Here is a 17,826-nt window from a genome sequence, read left to right on the forward strand (position 1 = left end):
CATGAATAAATGTTAATCGAAGCATTATATTGATAACTTTTACCAATCCAAATCATTAACATTACTCACATGTAGCACGCCATTTTCGTGATCAAAAATGGGTTTTTGACATATCATTCAATAAGCCAGAACGTTACATGATTTAGATCTAGTTTTCGAATGAGAAAATTATGCAAAATGCGCTCGACTTATTTCCTGTTCCCAAAAATGAGTAATACAATATGAACACAACAACTTCGTCGGCATCTGCCGTACAATCCTCTAGCAAGTGGACTTATAAAGATTTCACTTGGTGTCTTTCACTTTTTGGTACAGCCGTTGGTGCCGGTGTACTTTTCCTTCCAATTAAAGCTGGTGCGGGTGGTTTTTGGCCATTAGTAATGTTAGCCCTAATTGCGGCGCCAATGACTTGGTTCGCACATAAAGGCTTAGCTCGCTTTGTTCTTTCTTCAAAAAATGTTGATTCTGATATTACTGACACAGTAGAAGAGCATTTTGGTAAAACTGGCGCAAACCTTATTACGTTCGCATACTTTTTCGCCATCTACCCTATCGTTCTTATCTACGGCGTTGGTATCACAAACACCGTTGATTCCTTCCTTGTTAACCAAGTTGGCATGGAATCGATTCCTCGTTGGTTACTTTCTGGTGCGCTGATTGTGGCAATGACGGCTGGCGTAGTATTTGGTAAAGAGCTGATGCTAAAAGCAACGTCTGCCATGGTGTATCCATTGGTTTTCATTTTATTAGCACTTTCTTTCTACCTTATTCCAGAGTGGAACACCTCTATGATTGAAGTCGCACCTGATTGGTCTGCGATGCCAACCATCGTTTGGCTTGCAATTCCTATCATCGTGTTTTCATTCAACCACAGCCCAATCATTAGCCAGTTCTCTAAAGAGCAACGCCTACAACATGGTGACAACGCGGTTAAGAAAACCGATATGATCACTGGTGGCTCGGCCATGATGCTGATGGGTTTTGTGATGTTCTTCGTGTTCTCTGTTGTGCTGTCTCTGTCGCCAGAGCAACTCGCGTTAGCAAAAGAGCAAAACATTTCTGTGCTTTCTTACCTAGCAAACATCCATGAATCACCAATCATCTCTTACATGGGTCCTCTTGTTGCCTTTGCAGCGATTACCTCTAGCTACTTTGGTCACTTTTTAGGGGCACATGAAGGCCTAGTTGGTTTGATTAAATCTCGCTCAAATAGCTCAGTAAGCAAGATTGAAAAAATGTCACTGATCTTCATCGTGTTGACAACTTGGATCGTAACGATTGTAAACCCAAGCATCCTAGGCATGATTGAAACCATGGGCGCACCGATGATTGCTGGCATCTTGTTCCTGCTGCCTGTATTTGCAATGCACAAGATCCCTGCAATGGCGAAGTTCAAGACTTCAGCACCAGTACAGATTTTCACAACTATCTGTGGTCTTGCTGCTATTACTTCTGTAATCTACGGCGCTCTTTAATCTGGTGGTTATATCAACCGTCATGAATACTGCATACAGAACATAACTATAATAATGAGCCTCCCTCTTAGCTAGGGGGGCTTACTTTTGAGGTAATCGATATGATTAGTGTATTTGATATCTATAAAATCGGTGTTGGTCCTTCAAGCTCACACACAGTGGGACCAATGAAAGCGGGTAAAGAGTTTATTGATGATTTACGTTCAATGGGAAAATTGCGCGACATCACTAAAATCACCGTGGACGTTTATGGTTCATTATCACTGACAGGGAAAGGTCACCACACAGATATCGCTATCATCATGGGTCTTGCTGGTAATACCCCTGAGAAAGTTGATATCGATGCTATTCCAGGCTTTATCGCACGCGTTGAAGAAACCGAGCGTCTTCCCGTTGGTATGCACTGTCATACCGTATCGTTTCCTAAAGAAGGTGGAATGAATTTCCACAAAACGAATTTGTCCTTGCACGAAAACGGCATGCAGATCCACGCGTGGATCGATGATGAGGTCGTTTACTCAAAAACCTACTACTCTATCGGCGGTGGTTTTATCGTTGATGAAGAGAACTTTGGTAAAGAAAAAGAGAACCCTATTAAAGTTCCTTATGTCTTCACTAGCGCTGACGAGATGATGAACCAATGCAAAGAGAGTGGTCTTTCCATCAGTACGCTGGTTATGGCTAACGAAAAAGCACTGCATTCTGATGAAGAAGTTCGTACTTACTTTGCCAATATTTGGAAAACCATGCGCGAATGTATGGACCGCGGTATGAATACTGAAGGTATCTTACCAGGGCCTCTTCGTGTTCCACGCCGAGCAGCAGCACTTCGTCAACAGTTAATGACATCAGAAAAAACCACTAACGATCCAATGGCGGTCGTTGACTGGGTAAACATGTACGCTTTTGCAGTGAACGAAGAAAATGCCGCGGGTGGGCGTGTGGTGACAGCACCTACTAATGGCGCATGCGGTATTATTCCTGCAGTGTTAGCCTATTACGATAAATTCATTCAGACCGTTACTGAAAAAGACTATATCCGTTACTTTGCCGCCTCTGGCGCTATCGGTGGGCTTTACAAACGTAACGCTTCTATTTCTGGTGCGGAAGTGGGTTGTCAAGGTGAAGTAGGTGTTGCCTGTTCGATGGCAGCCGCGGGCCTTGCAGAACTGATGGGTGGAAGCCCTGAACAAGTTTGCATGGCCGCTGAAATTGCGATGGAACATAACTTGGGCTTAACCTGTGACCCTGTCGCGGGACAAGTACAAGTGCCTTGTATCGAGCGCAATGGTATTGCTGCCGTGAAAGCGATCAACGCAACGCGTATGGCGCTACGCCGCTCATCGGCACCTCGTGTTTCGCTTGATAAAGTGATCGAAACCATGCTTGAGACAGGTAAAGATATGAACGCCAAATATCGTGAAACGTCCCAAGGTGGTTTAGCGATTAAAGTCGTTTGCTAACGAGCACCTATCTATTTAAAAACCTCGTTCATTAAAACTTAACGCCACTCGCTTAACCGCGAGTGGCGCATTTTACGACTTTACCTCACGATCCAGTGAGGAACTTAAAACTGACCGAGATATTCCCAGCTACTGTTGGTTGGATTGGGATCGGTTGGGTAAGGGAAATAACCGTACTTAGTCACTTTCAAGCGGTAGTAATGATAGCCGCCACGGAAAGCGTATTGATAAATATCGTTCACTTGACCACGCTGGCCATCACTGCCCCACACGCCCATCGCATCTTGTTGATACCACTCCAGTAACGAACGTTCAAAGCTTGCTAAATCACGATTTAATTCCGCAAGGTAAGCTTGAATGGTGCTGTCGCTGCCAAGGTAAACCCAATCTAGGTTTGACTCTCCGAGCACCGGGAAAGCTTCCCCCTCTCCTGGGCGTTTTTGGATAAAGTAATGGTTTTCACCATCGATTTGCCCAACAAACACCGCATTTTGCGCCTTATCCCAAGTGGTTGAGGTACGCTCATCCCATGTCAATAAGCGAGATACACCAAAGTAGCTTTGTACACGCGCTTCAATGCTCACACCAGCCGCTCTATTGAGCTTGATTGGGTTGAAAGCAAAGTTCACATAGCGATCTGCCGAACCTAGGTATTTCCAACCTTGATTACTGGTTTGATCGGCCGGGAATGCGCCAGCATCTACCATACGCATTACAAAGTAATCATGCATGCCCGTTTCTGGGTTCGGGTAGACATACAATGCCCCCGCTCGGCGCTCCGCTTTCGTCACGCCATTGTTTAGAACGCCACGCCCATAGTGTTCGGCCACAAAAGCATCAAACTCAGCGATCGTTGCAAAATCCGTGTTCAGCAGAGTTTCATTCTGTGCGAAGGTTGGTGTCATATCGACCACTTGGCTGTAACCGTACTCTTGGCCAATGATGATTGGGCCTTTGAGCTTATCCAGCGGCGGGTTCTGATCTGGCGTCATTCGAGTCAGTTCTGTTTCACCACCGCGATCCGAACAATGCAAACTCACTTGATTTGGAACTCCATTCTCCATCGATAAGTTAACGTGGAACTTGTTACTTTCATTGCTAGCGTGGCGAGAGGCACTTAATCGAACTTGTTCGTGGATCCCATCTGCAAATTCAACATCCAACTGACACTGGCCCTGAACCTGGTAAGTAGGACGCAACACTTCATCGCCACGAATGGCATAGCGCCACGTTTGGCCATTTTTATGCATCACACCTGCGATCTGTTCACATTGGTTACCGACGACAAATCCAGCTCCATCGTGATCATTTCCAGACTTATTGAGTGTACATAGGCTCACTTCACCGACATCGGCCGTCGGTGTGTAAGTCACCATTCCGCGACCATACTTGGAAAGCAATTCATACTCGCCTTGTGCAGAAGTCATGTTCACGTTGATGTTCCATGTTACATCGCGTCCAACAGAACAACGGTCGGTACTGGGTTCAACTCCACCGACAAACTGCGATCTATCGCCATTGGCCGCTTGAAAAGTAAACTTACACAAACGTTGCTGCTCACCATCTATACGTATTGTTTGCCAAATATCGCTATCGAGCTGTGCCTGAGTCAGGTTCGCCACCGCTTGCCAACCTTCCAACTGATAATCCCCTTGCTCTGGCTGTGGCAGCTCAAACACGTTGCCATAATTCGAGTAAATCAGAGGATAGATTTGGCTAGGGTTCTCATTCTGCGGATCATAAATCCCCAATAAAGTAACTACGGGTACGCCCACTTGCTGCGGTTTCGGTGTATCGGTTTCTACCGCTTCATAACGTTGAGTACTCTGATCCCACTGCACATAACCGCTTGGGCTGTTGCTATCAAGGTTAAAACCGTTGTTCATCCAACGCTGTGCTTTGCGCGACTGAGCCGGATGCTCCAAGGTAAAGCGGCTGATGGTGCCAACGTACTCTTGTTCACCGCCATTTTGCGCATCACGCAGGAAACGGAAAGCATCTTTAAACGGCGGTACAATATCGTCACCTTGCTGTTGGGTATAAACATCGCCTTTCCAGTGTAAGTTACCAATAAAGCGTTGGTGGAACGCATCCCACCCCCAGCCGGACTCCAGATCGTGAATTGAGGCCATGTACGGCCAATGACCTAAGCCATAGTTATGCCCAAGCTCATGAGACCACTCGTTACCTGTCGTCGCTTCCAGTGTCACGATGCCGCCGCCGCCACTGCCGCCATGCACGACGACTTGCGGCAAATCAGTGTCTTTTTTGGTGTAGATGCCCACATTGGTATGGGCAGTGATGTGGTTAAAACGTCGATTGTATTGCTGCGAATAACCCGCACTACTCACAATGCCGACGTTGGCGTTGTTAACACCTGTAGAGACCAACGCTTTACCGATCGCTTCACGCATATCGCCGCTGTGCCAACCACCCGTACTCGCACTCTTATCGGTGTACACCACACCATTTGGCATAGTGACAACAGGGAAATAGGCAGGAGTGTAGTCAGCCATCACCAATTTAGACGCGGGTATTTTTTGGAAATAATCCGCGGCCAAAGTTGGAAGATTTTGAATCATCGTATTGTGGTTACGCGGTTGAGTCAGCATGCCCATGTCGATATTTTGAATCACCAACTCAGGCGCACCACCAAACTGGATGTCTCCTTGGCTGAGCACACCTTCACGGCCTAAGTTGTCGGTCAAGCGCAGTGAGAGCTCCGGCTTCATCCAGTTCCATTGCAGCGGCAGTGACCAAGCGTGATGAGAGAACACCACCTTCATACGACCATTGTCCGGCTGATCCGAGGCTGCTAATGCACTAGGTGGTAGCATCAAGGTGGTTTGCACTAATTCGCCATCGAGGAACACTTCTGCGCGGACTTGGTTAATTTCTTCCCCTTGTTGCGGGGTAAACAGCAGCATCGCTTCACGGTTCATGATCACGTCCAAATGACCTTGACCAGTTAACTCATTGCTATTCGGCGCGACTGATGTATGGGTTTGCGTGATGCCCAACCCACCCTCTAAACTGCCTTGCAAATGGTTCGGGGTTGGGATTTCATCGGCAAAACCGACTCGAGCATCTTGAGTAGTAAAGCGCACTACCTTGGGCTCAGCACAATCCACTGGATTACACGAGTTCAACACCATCTCATATGATGTGCCAGGCTTAAGGTCACCGATAAAAAAGCCCGCAGAAACCGAATCATAGCGGCGAACATCCTTCGCATCACTCAAATTGGTTAAGGTGAGCTGAGTATTATCGGCTTCATTTTGCCCAAGCCAGTCAAATGACACACCGACATCAGACAGGCTCGAGACGGTTAACGAGGTAATCTCTGGCTTCACTAACGCACCACAATCAGTGGTTTCGGTACGATAGATGACATCACGTTGCCAAATGTAGCTACCATCGGCGCGCTTAGACCCGTGTGCCGCAGGAATGTATTCCACAAAGCAGCCTTGCTCGTCCGATTCGTAAACACCAAATTCGCGGCTCATCAGATAAAAACCGCCGTCGTACACCATGAATTCCCAACTCTGATCGACAAAATCGATCACATTGCGATAAGGTGTATCATCGCCACTTTGATAAGGTATAAAGGGGAATTGCAGATCATTTTTGTAACTAAGCCGATAATCGAAGCCTTTATAGTGGATCCAACGCTCACCGTTGCGTTCAAACACCCCTTCTCCACGTTCGGCGGTCGCTTTAATCGATTCTAACCGCTCGACGATTTTTTCCCCGATCTGGATCAAGGTGAGCTCATTTTGCGCCCAAACGGGTGCGCTTCCCAGTAGCCCTGCTACCAGAAGCGTTAATGGTTTCTTATTCATCATTGGATTGCTCATTTTAGTTTATAGTGACGTGCCTGAATTTCAGCAGCAGCAACCCACGAAATCTGCGCTGGTTAAGCAACAATCGATTCCGGATATAGACAACTGGGTTACCGATTCATTATTAGTTACCTAATTTCATTTCGATAGAATCACTATGTCCGTAACGAGATAAGGGTTCCAACCCAATGAGGTTAATGTCTTGAAAGTGAGAATTCACGCGAAAAAGTGTGCAACAAAAATGCATACAAACAATAAATAATTTTATTAAAATCAATCAGAAACAATGATACTTAAGAATATAACACGCACACCGAAAGAGAATGATTACGATTGTTCATGAGCATTGAGAGGATTAAGCGATCAACTTTTGGGCAATTTTATCGTACAGATATTGTACTAAACGACAGTGTGTCAGTCGCGGTAAGAAAAGAGATTGTATATATGCAGACTGCGTAGGTTTTTATGAACACCTTTTTGCACAGCCTTCTGAACGTGAGATCTCCTGCATAAATAATGAAACATCACATACATAACAAATTAAAATGCGATATAGGTTTAATTTATTGACTGAGCAAATGGTTATCTTAGTTGCGATTTAACTATCCAATGAGAAAATTATGACAACGAAAATTTCATACCTTACCCTACTGGCACTGCTTTGCTCTCCCCTTACCAGTGCGCAGACAGAAAATAGTAACGCTGAGCAACCATCAAGCCATGTGACATGTCGCGCTCACAACCTGACTCTGAATTTAACCACCGATCAATATGCTTCTGAAACAAGTTGGGAAATAAAAAACAGCCTCTCACAGGTTATTTATGCGGGTAATAATTACTCAGACTCCACATCTTATAGCCAAGAAATATGCTTATCGGATGGTGAATATCAATTCACCATCCATGACAGTTATGGTGATGGTATTTGCTGTGGCTCTGGCAATGGTCTTTATTCCTTAGCCAAAGGCTCGGAAATACTGGCCTCTGGTGGAGAATTTCAATACAACCAATCAAACAGCTTATTACTTGGTGAATCAACACCTCCCGCTAACCATGACTATTATCAAGCCGCGATAGGAAAAACAGGTTTTGAACTAAAAACGGCCTTATACAACATCATAAAGAATCATAATAGCCGCGGTTATTCCGCAATTTGGACACTATTACAAAATGCAGACATAGATAACTACTATGAGAATGACGGTTCAATGTTAGATATCTATTCTGAGAAACCTGACAACAACGACAGTGTTAGTTTTACTAAAGTCAGCGATCAGTGTGGTCAGTATCGACGAGAAGGCGATTGTTACAATAGGGAACACTCATTTCCTAAAAGTTGGTTTGGGGGCAGCGTTGAGCCAATGAATTCCGACGGTCACCACTTGTTTGCCACTGATGGTTTTGTTAATGCAAAACGCAGTAACTGGCCATTTGGCGAAGTTGGTCATATCACTTATACCTCAAGTAATGGTTCAAAACTTGGCAGTGCAAGCAATACGCTAGGTTATAATGGCACCGTATTTGAGCCTATTGATGAATTTAAAGGTGATCTAGCGCGCGCCTATTTTTACATGGCAACCCGCTACGAGAACCGTATCGGCAGCTGGCAAGGAAATACTGACAACGCTGATGCCATACTTGATGGTACTAGCACGGTGGTTTTTGAAGCTTGGGCTCTGGCGATGCTAAAGCGTTGGCACCAAGAAGATCCTGTGAGTGCTAAAGAACGCCAGCGCAATGACGCCGTTTATCAATTTCAAGGTAACCGAAATCCCTATATCGATCATCCTGAATATGTAAGCCAAATTTGGGGTCATTAGGCTCTTTATATTGGGTAAGTAGATAGGCGCGATAGTAGTGCCTATCTACTTGTTATTTATTGTTTGTTGTTCGGAATTGTCTACTGGTATTAGCCTTTATAAATACAACCCGCCGTGCAGGTTTCTTTAATTTCAACTTTGCTGAGCAGTGGTAAGCTTGGCTTTAATTGTTGCCAAATCCATTTCGCAAGCACTTCACTGGTTGGGTTCTCTAACCCTTCAATGTCATTCAAGTAATAGTGATCTAAACGATCATAAATAGGTTTAAATATCGCTTTAATTTCAGAAAAATCAATCACCCAACCAGTATGAGGATCGACCTCACCTTCTACATACAGACGAACTAAAAAAGAGTGCCCATGTAAACGGCCGCACTTATGCCCTGCAGGTACATGAGGTAAACGATGCGCGGCTTCAAACATAAACTCTTTGTATAATTCTGTTTTCATCTTGGTTCTCAAGCTTTTAAAAGAGAGGCAATACTAAGGAATATAGACTCACGAAACAAGTTTCTAGACAGCTTTGTTTACATTGCAAGACAGATGAAGCAGTACAATTTATCACGGTGATACAACGGAAAATCCCACGCCTTTGAGTGATATTTTAAGCATTAATAGGGAATCATGACGTGCCACATCACATTTGTTAAACCTATAATATGTATAGGGTCACACTCCAAAGACTACAACTTTTGCACTAGTGCATATTAACGCTATATTTACACTGTCACCCTCTCAATAATAATAAAATTATCATGAACTCAACAATTACGTCTAAATTGCTACTTACGCTCATCACCGTTTTTGCTTTTGTATTAACGGTATCAACCAGCTATCAATATATACAACAACGTGACCTTCTCAATTCGGTGTTGAGCGAGCAGTTACACGATAAAGCGAGTAACTACTTTGATAGCCTCAATATGATGATGTTGACTGGTACCATGGCTCAGAAAGAGACCTTACGCCAAAAGGCACTCGCGCAAGATGGTATTGAACAGGTGCGAGTATTACGTTCAGAGGCGGTCAGTAAACTTTATGGTCCTGGAAAAGAAAATCAACAGCCAATGGACGAGATAGATAAACGCGCACTGGCCGGGGAAACCGTCATTGAACCATTCAATGCTTCCTGGGGGAAAGGATTAGTCGTCGCCTTACCGATGAAATCAAGCCTAGATTACCGAGGCACAAACTGCGTATCTTGTCATATGGCGGAAGAAGGAACCGTTTTAGGAGCTATTCGTCTTGAATATAACCTGAGCCATGTAAACCAAATGATCAGTACTCACACTGTCATTGCCGTTATTATTATGGCTTCCATTGCCTTTATCGGATTTATGATCACGCTTTTTTTGATCCGCAAGATGATTGTTCGCCCTATCCAGCATACGTCACGATTCATGTGTGAAATCAGTAAGAGCAAAGATTTATCAAAACGACTTATCAGCACCAAAAAAGATGAACTCGGACAACTCGCGGTCTCCATCAACTCTTTAATGGACACGGTTTCGGACAGTTTGGCAAAAGTGCAAGAGACCTCTCATTCGCTTGCCGATTCAGCAAACCAGTTAACCGACGTAGCACAAACAACCAACCAAGCGGCAAAAAATCAGCAGCGTGAAACCTCTGACGTTCAGCTCAATATTGAAGAGATGCAATCTCAACAACAGACGGTTAATCAAGCTACCGTTGATGCATCAAAGCTTATCAAACATACCGCTAATGTCGCTCAACAAAGTGCACAGCAAGCACATACAGCTAGCGCAGATATCAAAGGTTTGGTAAGCGATATCGAGTCCGTGAAAGATAAAATTTCTGAACTTAATAATCAGACAGGGCTGGTTTCCTCCATTCTTGAAACTATTAAAAGTATCGCCGAACAAACTAATTTGCTGGCTTTAAACGCGGCGATTGAAGCAGCACGAGCGGGTGAACAAGGAAGAGGCTTTGCGGTCGTGGCCGATGAAGTGCGAAAACTCGCCTCACGAACAGCAGAAGCGACTGGAAACATTGAGAAAATCATCGCTCAATTCCAACGTGACAGTGAAACATCGCTCGCCTCAGTTGATTTGGTTTGCTCACATGCGCATCAACGTTCAAATGAAGTCGAAGTTTTATCTTCCGCAATGAGTAATGCCGTACAAGAGATGCAGCAGGTGCTTGATCATGCAAACAATATTCAAGATCAAACACGAACGACCACACAAGTCAGCCAAGAAATTCAAGGGAAGATCGAAGTCATTACTCGACATGCTGATGATACGTCTCAATCGGCAACGCAAACCCGAGAAATCAGCGTCAATTTAAAACAGCTATCGCAGCGCTTAGAAACATTGATGAATCAATTTACGCTTTCTGCTAAGAATTCGGCCACGAATCGACAATAAAGGTTGATGCGAACGAATTGACAGGTAATATGTGCCATTGAATTAAAAAGTAATAAGCAACCCAATGTTTCGCTTGTTTTTTGTCCACTTTATAGAGTGAGAATACCTTTGAACATTGGGTTGAATTTTTACCTCAATGGAGACTATATCAAACATGACTTACGCGCCTGTAACAGACGTATTGAGCGGTAAGCTGGCCGTTGACAGTGAAGTGACTGTCCGAGGCTGGATTCGTTCTCGTCGTGATTCCAAAGCTGGAATCTCTTTTCTTGCCATTTATGACGGCTCTTGTTTCGACCCGATTCAGGCCGTGGTCCCTAATAATCTGAATAATTACAATGACGAAGTGCTAAAGCTCACTACTGGCTGCTCTGTCGAAGTAACAGGTAAGATTGTTGAGTCCCCTGCTTCTGGTCAAGCATTTGAACTTGCAGCAACTGAGGTGAAGGTTGTTGGCTGGGTTGAAGATGCTGAAACCTACCCAATGGCAAAAACTCGCCATTCAATTGAATATCTTCGTGAAGTGGCGCATCTTCGCCCACGCACCAACGTGATTGGCGCAGTGGCTCGTGTACGCAACTCCCTTTCTCAAGCCATCCACCGCTTTTACCACGAGCAAGGTTATTTCTGGATGTCAGCGCCGCTGATTACCGCTTCTGATGCAGAAGGTGCGGGTGAGATGTTCCGTGTTTCAACGCTGGATTTCGCTAACCTTCCTCGTACTGAGCAAGGCAATGTCGATTTCAATGAAGACTTCTTCGGCAAAGAGACATTTCTTACAGTTTCAGGACAGTTAAATGCCGAAGCGTATGCTTGTGCATTAAGCAAAGTGTACACTTTTGGCCCAACGTTCCGTGCTGAAAATTCAAACACGAGCCGCCACCTTGCAGAATTTTGGATGGTAGAGCCAGAAGTCGCGTTTGCTGATCTAAACGATGTCGCGAAACTGGCTGAAGATATGCTGAAGTATGTCTTCAAAGCCGTTCTTGAAGAACGTCGTGATGACCTTGAGTTTTTTGCTTCGCGTATCGACAAAGAGGCAATTACTCGCCTTGAGCAGTTCGTTAATTCAGATTTTGCGCAAGTAGACTATACCGATGCGGTGAAGATCCTAATCGATTCAGGTCGTAAGTTTGAATTTGATGTTGAATGGGGCATTGATCTTTCTTCTGAACACGAGCGCTTCCTTGCTGAAGAGCACTTCAAAGCGCCTGTGATCGTCAAGAACTACCCTAAAGACATTAAAGCATTTTACATGCGTCTAAACGACGATGGTAAAACTGTCGCTGCAATGGATGTTCTTGCCCCAGGTATTGGTGAAATCATCGGCGGCTCTCAACGTGAAGAACGTTTAGATGTTCTTGATGCGCGTATGATTGAAATGGGCATAGATCCTGAACACATGAGTTGGTATCGCGACTTACGTCGCTACGGTACTGTACCGCACGCGGGTTTCGGCCTTGGCTTTGAGCGCTTAGTATCCTATGTGACCGGTATGGGCAACGTGCGTGATGTGATTCCTTTCCCACGTACACCACGCTCTGCAAACTTCTAAAAATCAAACACGATTTTTGTAAAAACCACCGACGTTAAACTTGGTGGTTTTTTTATTTCCCCAACAATCAGTGTTCATTCTCAATAACAATAGAGTGAATTTCAAATAAACATGAGATCAAAATCACCTCAATTTCATCTTCCTTTGTTACATTTAGTTCAATTACATGATCATGTTCACTCTATTGTGCTATGCAACCGAGTTACATTAACCACGTATTCAGATCGATCCATGGCGAGAACTTATATGAAAAAAAATGATGTAGATAATTTGCAGTACAATGGTGAAACAAACGGTGTTCATGGCTGGATGACTCCTTCTGGTCAACCTTACTACTGGCATCCTGATTGGCTTCATATCGCAGAAGATGCTACTGGCTTAAAGCCTAAACAAGCGTTAGATGTGGCAGAAAATGAGCAAGCAACAAAAAAACATGCCGTGTCGGCTATTTTGAAGCATATCAATCAATGGGCTTCAGAAAAGCTCGCCGAACACCCTGAAATAGAAACCGAAGCCATCGAATCTCAAATTGGCTTAAAAAAGTAACTACTACGACTTGTTGGGAGCGTCTCAACAAGTCGGTTTCAACTAAAAATAAATGAAGATCTGATCTATAAGTGCCTCGATGAAGCTCGTTGCAATATTTCCTGCGCTATTTGATTGAGTGGTAGCACCGAACAAGCACCACCACGTTCGATTGCCTCTTTGGGCATACCAAAAACGATACAGCTTGCTTCATCTTGTGCAACTGTATAGGCACCGCTCTCTTTCAACTCATGCAAACCTCGTGCGCCATCATCTCCCATTCCCGTCAAAATAAAACCGACAGCGTTAGGGCCTACATGCTTTGCCGCTGAGCGAAAAAGTACATCGACTGATGGTTTATGCCTGTTAACTGCGGGGCCATCTTTGATTTCGACTTGATAATGTGCACCACTTCGATTCAGTTGCATGTGACGGCCACCTGGAGCGATCAATGCCAACCCCGGAAGAACTCGGTCACCATTCTTTGCTTCCCTGACCTCGATTTGACAAAGCCCATTGAGCCGATCAGCAAACATCGCGGTAAATTTTTCGGGCATATGTTGCACGATAACAATCCCCGGAGAGACTGCTGGCAATGCTGTTAAGATTGCTTCTAAAGCTTGTGTCCCACCTGTAGATGTGCCGATCACGACCACTTTTTGTGTGGTCTTCAATGTTAATGTCGAGTGATTCGGATTCGGCATTGTTTGCTGTACTTTCTTGAGTACATGAGGTTTGGGTTTAACAATATTTTCTAGCTTTGCTTGTGCGGCGGCGCGCACCGCACTTAACATTTCCTGCCGACTTTCTTGTAGAAAATCTTTCAACCCTGCTTTGGGTTTAGTGATAATCGTCAACGCACCCGCTTGCAATGCTTGCATAGTCACTTCCGCACCACGTTCCGTCAGTGTAGAACAAATGATGACAGGCGTCGGATGCTCCGCCATCAGTTGCTTAAGAAACGTAATACCATCCATACGAGGCATTTCTACATCTAAAATAATCACATCTGGCCATTGAACAGCCATTTTTTTTTGAGCGAATATGGGATCAGAAGCGGGAGTAAGCACTTCAATATCAGGTTCATTACTCAACAAAGCGCTGATCACTTGCCGAACAACCGCGGAGTCATCCACGATTAATACTTTTATTTTTTTCATGTAATGCCTCTATAAGTCGACACTCAATGGCTGATTAATAAGCTACCTCTCTTGCAGAAGATCGCCCATATTGAACCCAAACATCACCATTTTGGACATCAAAAAATACTTTACGATAACGCTTTCCACCCACATCATTGCGGCTTACTTGAAAACCGTGCTCTTTCAGTAACTGCATACCCAGTCGCACATTTTGTTGTGCAACATTTATCGAAGCGACTTTGCTGTAGTGACCTGCAAACATAGTGCTACCTCCAAATACTTTAACAACACATTCCTTAGGATTGATTTGATGTCGTCGACACTGAAGGGAAAAGTACGCCACAACATCGCTAGCATAATAGCCTTCAGGTTGTTTGGCCTCTTCACCTAGGGCGGATCGCTGGCTCAACAGATAATGGCACATACCCACTAACTGCGTTTTTGGATGCCATAACGTAATGGCAACGCACGAACCCAGCAGCGTATGAATCCAACCTCTGTGATGACCAAAGAATATCTCGCCAGGCATCAAGTTCAGAGCCTCTGTTTTAGGTAAAAATTCGTTCGCCATTAATCACGAATCCCTCGTTTTTGATAGATAGACGGCTGCAGTAATTGCAAGTCATCGCAGTTGAGTCCGTTTAATGTTTCAGAGTGGCCTATTAATAAAATACCGCCACTTTTTAATCGGTTCGTAACGTTACTGATGACTCTTTGTTTGGTATTTTGATCAAAATAAATCATCACATTACGTAAAAAAATAAGATCAAAGTGACCAAGTTCATCCAACTGATTTTGTAAGTTCGCTAATCCGAATTTTACTTTTTTCCTTAATGAATTAACGATTTTCAATGTGTCATGCTTGGTATCAATGCCTTTTCGGCAATACGTTTTGAGATAGGCTTTCGGTATATGTTCATGGCGTAGCATCGGATAAATACCTTGTGATGCAATTTGCAACACTTGACTATTGATATCGGTACCAACTATTTGCCATTCTCCTTGGTAACGGCTGTCTAATAACATTGCCAGAGAATAAGCCTCTTCACCTGTCGAGCTTGCTGCGCTCCAGCAACGGATCTGTTTTTTCCCCCATACAGTAAAGAGATGGTGCTGGATGTAAGCAAAATGGGCCTCTTCTCTAAAAAAGTACGTTTCATTGGTGGTCAGCAAATTGATGGCTCGTTGCTGTTCAAGTTTGCGTACTTGCTGATCGCTAAATTTCGTCAAATACTCAAAATAGTCCCGATATGAACTTATACCGAGCTCTCTTAAGCGCCCGCTTAAACGCCCAACCACCAACGCTTTCTTACTGGGTGTTAGTGCGATACCTGCAGATTGATATATCCAGCCACGATACAACTCAAAGTCTGCATCACTGATAATGGACATTTGCTCCATGGCTGAATTCCCAAGTTGCTGAGATTTGTGCTTAACTTGCAAGTTCATTCTGCTCTTTGACCTGTTCCATCATGGCCAACTCTTCAACAGATAGGACTTTATCCTCCGCTAAAATAATGACAAACTCTTCATCGAATTGAGCCATACCACAAATAAATTCGGTCCGGATCTTGGTACCAAAATTAGGGGCAGGCCTCATAAACTTACTTGATATTTCAATGACTTCAGAAACACTGTCAACCATAACACCTAGGTCTTGACGCTGTTCTTCATTCGTCACTTCGATAATGACAACACAAGTCTTTTTATTCACTTCTTGCGGTTTAAGATAAAAACGCCGAGCTAGGTTGACGACAGGTACCACTTCACCACGCAAGTTAATAATGCCTTGAATGTAGTCAGGCATCATTGGCACCTGAGTTACTTTGCCATACTCTAATATTTCCTTAACATGCAAAATCGCAAAGGCGTACATTTCACCATTGAGCTGAAATGTTAAGTACTGTTGATCTTGTGCTAATTCTGTATTGGACTTAGCCAATATCATCGAGTTAGCCTCAACCGGGATAAGATTAGCCACATTCACCTCCAGCCACTAAAAGCGCACATACTCAGGTTCATCGTCCATAGAAATAAACTCAATATCCTTTTTCTGTTTAGGACGTTGCTGCTCGTGGTGAACTGAAGATTTATTTGCTGCTTCACGGTGATTATTTTCCGTTTTGAAGAAGGTCATTAGTTGCTGGAGCTGCTGTGCTTGGCTACTCATCTCTTCAGAGGTCGACGCAAGCTCTTCTGATGCGGAAGCACTTTGTTGCGTGATACTGTTGAGCTGTTCCATCGCTTGGTTAATTTGTGTTGCTCCGGTTGCTTGTTCCATTGAAGCTGCGTTGATCTCTTGCACTAAATCGGATGTTCTTTGAATAGAAGGCACCATTTCATCCAGCAGTTTTCCGGCTTGTTCCGCTAAACCAACGCTATTTTTAGCGACCTCACCAATTTCTTGAGAAGCAACCTGACTGCGCTCTGCCAATTTTCGGACTTCGGCCGCTACCACTGCAAAACCTTTACCATGCTCGCCAGCTCTAGCAGCTTCGATTGCGGCGTTGAGCGCAAGTAAGTTAGTTTGATAAGCGATATCATCAATAATACCAATTTTCTCAGCTATCGATTTCATCGCTAACACGGTTTTAGCTACCGCTTCTCCACCTTCTTTCGCTTCTTTAGCCGCTTTACCTGCCATGCTATCGGTCACTTTCGCATTTTCAGTGTTTTGCGCGATTGAGGCTGACATCTGCTCTACCGACGAGGTAGTCTGTTCAACACTGGCCGCTTGTTCGCTCGCACCTTGACTTAAGTTCTGAGCGGTAGCTGAAACTTCTTCGGATGCCGAAGCCAATGCATTACTTGAGCTATTCACTTCACCTACGATGTCTGACAACTTGGCCACCATTTTTTGCATGGCTTCAAGCAAGCGACCCAATTCATCGCCTGACGTCGCTTCAATTTTACCTGTTAAATCACCCACAGCGAGTCGGTTAGCCAGCGACACTGCTTGCTCTAAAGGATTACAGATCCCGCGGATCAAGGTAACCGCAAATCCAATACCAAACAGTAGCCCCAATATAATTGATCCAATGGCTATCATTTGTAGGTTGTCATAAAGCTCAACCTCATGGTTATAAACATTCTGCGCTTCATTCGATTGCAGCTGAATTAATGCATTTACTGTTTTTTCAACGGGTGCATAGAGTGGGCGCACTTTATCAACCGCAAGGCGAGTCGCTTCATCAATGTCTAAACGTCGCAAAGCATCAATGGTGGGCTGTAGAGCTTGCTCAACAAAGGCTTTGTTCTGTTCTTCAAACTGTTTGGCTAACTCAGCTTCCTCTTTAGTTAAGTTAGTTAATTTGTATTTGCTCCATTTTTCATCGATTACTTTGAGATGATTCTCGACGGTCTCGATTTGGGCACGAATAATATCCGCTTCTGGGTACAGTTGTGAGAAAGCCAGCGCTATACGATTGCTCAGAAGACGAGATTTAATGTCACCGATAGACAGTGCTGGTACGGTTCGGTCATAGTAGACCGTTTCTAGCCCATGCAGTGTTTTTTGCATGCCATAAAGCCCTAGTGATCCGACTACAATGAGTAACAAACTTAAGATGCCAACTAGCATACTTAGTTTGAATTTAACTGAAATATTTTTAAACATAG

At 44.2% G+C, this 17,826-nt stretch carries 12 protein-coding genes and 1 pseudogene; 6 read left to right on the forward strand and 7 right to left on the reverse strand.

Going from position 1 to position 17,826, the window contains the following annotated elements; genetic code table 11:
* Positions 1–221: 221 nt before the first annotated feature.
* Positions 222–1,475 (forward strand): aromatic amino acid transport family protein, encoded by a 1,254-nt coding sequence (locus EXZ60_RS09330; protein WP_017047579.1) that lies wholly within the window; start codon positions 222–224, stop codon positions 1,473–1,475.
* A gap of 101 nt (positions 1,476–1,576) precedes the next feature.
* Positions 1,577–2,938, forward strand: coding sequence for an L-serine ammonia-lyase (locus EXZ60_RS09335; protein ID WP_013856773.1), 1,362 nt, complete (start codon positions 1,577–1,579; stop codon positions 2,936–2,938).
* A gap of 104 nt (positions 2,939–3,042) precedes the next feature.
* On the opposite strand, the gene EXZ60_RS09340 is transcribed toward EXZ60_RS09335, so the two are convergent.
* Positions 3,043–6,780, reverse strand: coding sequence for a M66 family metalloprotease (locus EXZ60_RS09340; protein WP_277435633.1), 3,738 nt, complete (start codon positions 6,778–6,780; stop codon positions 3,043–3,045).
* A gap of 725 nt (positions 6,781–7,505) precedes the next feature.
* On the opposite strand from EXZ60_RS09340, the pseudogene EXZ60_RS09345 reads away from it, so the two are divergent.
* Positions 7,506–8,600, forward strand: a pseudogene (locus EXZ60_RS09345) (endonuclease); the annotation flags it as partial.
* A gap of 89 nt (positions 8,601–8,689) precedes the next feature.
* On the opposite strand, the gene queD reads toward EXZ60_RS09345, so the two are convergent.
* On the reverse strand, positions 8,690–9,049 hold the full coding sequence (queD, locus tag EXZ60_RS09350) for a 6-carboxytetrahydropterin synthase QueD (RefSeq protein WP_010320709.1): 360 nt from the start codon (positions 9,047–9,049) through the stop codon (positions 8,690–8,692).
* Between the two features lie 305 nt (positions 9,050–9,354).
* Between queD and EXZ60_RS09355 the strand changes: the two genes are divergently transcribed.
* From EXZ60_RS09355 to EXZ60_RS09365, 3 genes are all read left to right on the forward strand, one after another.
* Positions 9,355–10,986, forward strand: a complete 1,632-nt coding sequence (locus EXZ60_RS09355) for a methyl-accepting chemotaxis protein (protein WP_017048608.1) — start codon at positions 9,355–9,357, stop codon at positions 10,984–10,986.
* A gap of 154 nt (positions 10,987–11,140) precedes the next feature.
* Positions 11,141–12,541, forward strand: a complete 1,401-nt coding sequence (gene asnS / locus EXZ60_RS09360) for an asparagine--tRNA ligase (protein ID WP_026028293.1) — start codon at positions 11,141–11,143, stop codon at positions 12,539–12,541.
* Between the two features lie 246 nt (positions 12,542–12,787).
* Positions 12,788–13,087 carry a hypothetical protein gene (locus EXZ60_RS09365; protein ID WP_017043621.1) on the forward strand — a complete coding sequence of 100 codons (300 nt, stop codon included), beginning with the start codon at positions 12,788–12,790 and terminating at the stop codon, positions 13,085–13,087.
* Between the two features lie 65 nt (positions 13,088–13,152).
* On the opposite strand, the gene EXZ60_RS09370 is transcribed toward EXZ60_RS09365, so the two are convergent.
* The 5 genes from EXZ60_RS09370 to EXZ60_RS09390 are packed head-to-tail and all read right to left on the reverse strand — an operon-like array spanning position 13,153 to position 17,824.
* Positions 13,153–14,226 carry a chemotaxis response regulator protein-glutamate methylesterase gene (locus tag EXZ60_RS09370; protein WP_013856766.1) on the reverse strand — a complete coding sequence of 358 codons (1,074 nt, stop codon included), beginning with the start codon at positions 14,224–14,226 and terminating at the stop codon, positions 13,153–13,155.
* A gap of 34 nt (positions 14,227–14,260) precedes the next feature.
* Entirely contained in the window at positions 14,261–14,779 is a 519-nt protein-coding gene (locus EXZ60_RS09375) for a chemotaxis protein CheD (protein WP_013856765.1), read from the reverse strand.
* Complete coding sequence (locus EXZ60_RS09380; protein WP_064625292.1) at positions 14,779–15,657, reverse strand: protein-glutamate O-methyltransferase CheR; 879 nt, start codon at positions 15,655–15,657, stop codon at positions 14,779–14,781. The genes EXZ60_RS09375 and EXZ60_RS09380 overlap by 1 nt, the downstream gene beginning before the upstream one ends.
* Positions 15,641–16,189, reverse strand: coding sequence for a chemotaxis protein CheW (locus EXZ60_RS09385; RefSeq protein ID WP_228209078.1), 549 nt, complete (start codon positions 16,187–16,189; stop codon positions 15,641–15,643). The genes EXZ60_RS09380 and EXZ60_RS09385 overlap by 17 nt, the downstream gene beginning before the upstream one ends.
* A gap of 15 nt (positions 16,190–16,204) precedes the next feature.
* Positions 16,205–17,824 carry a Tar ligand binding domain-containing protein gene (locus EXZ60_RS09390; RefSeq protein ID WP_277435608.1) on the reverse strand — a complete coding sequence of 540 codons (1,620 nt, stop codon included), beginning with the start codon at positions 17,822–17,824 and terminating at the stop codon, positions 16,205–16,207.
* Positions 17,825–17,826 lie beyond the last annotated feature (2 nt).

The organism is Vibrio sp. 1151_11 (assembly GCF_029478525.1).
GTDB lineage: Bacteria > Pseudomonadota > Gammaproteobacteria > Enterobacterales > Vibrionaceae > Vibrio > Vibrio anguillarum.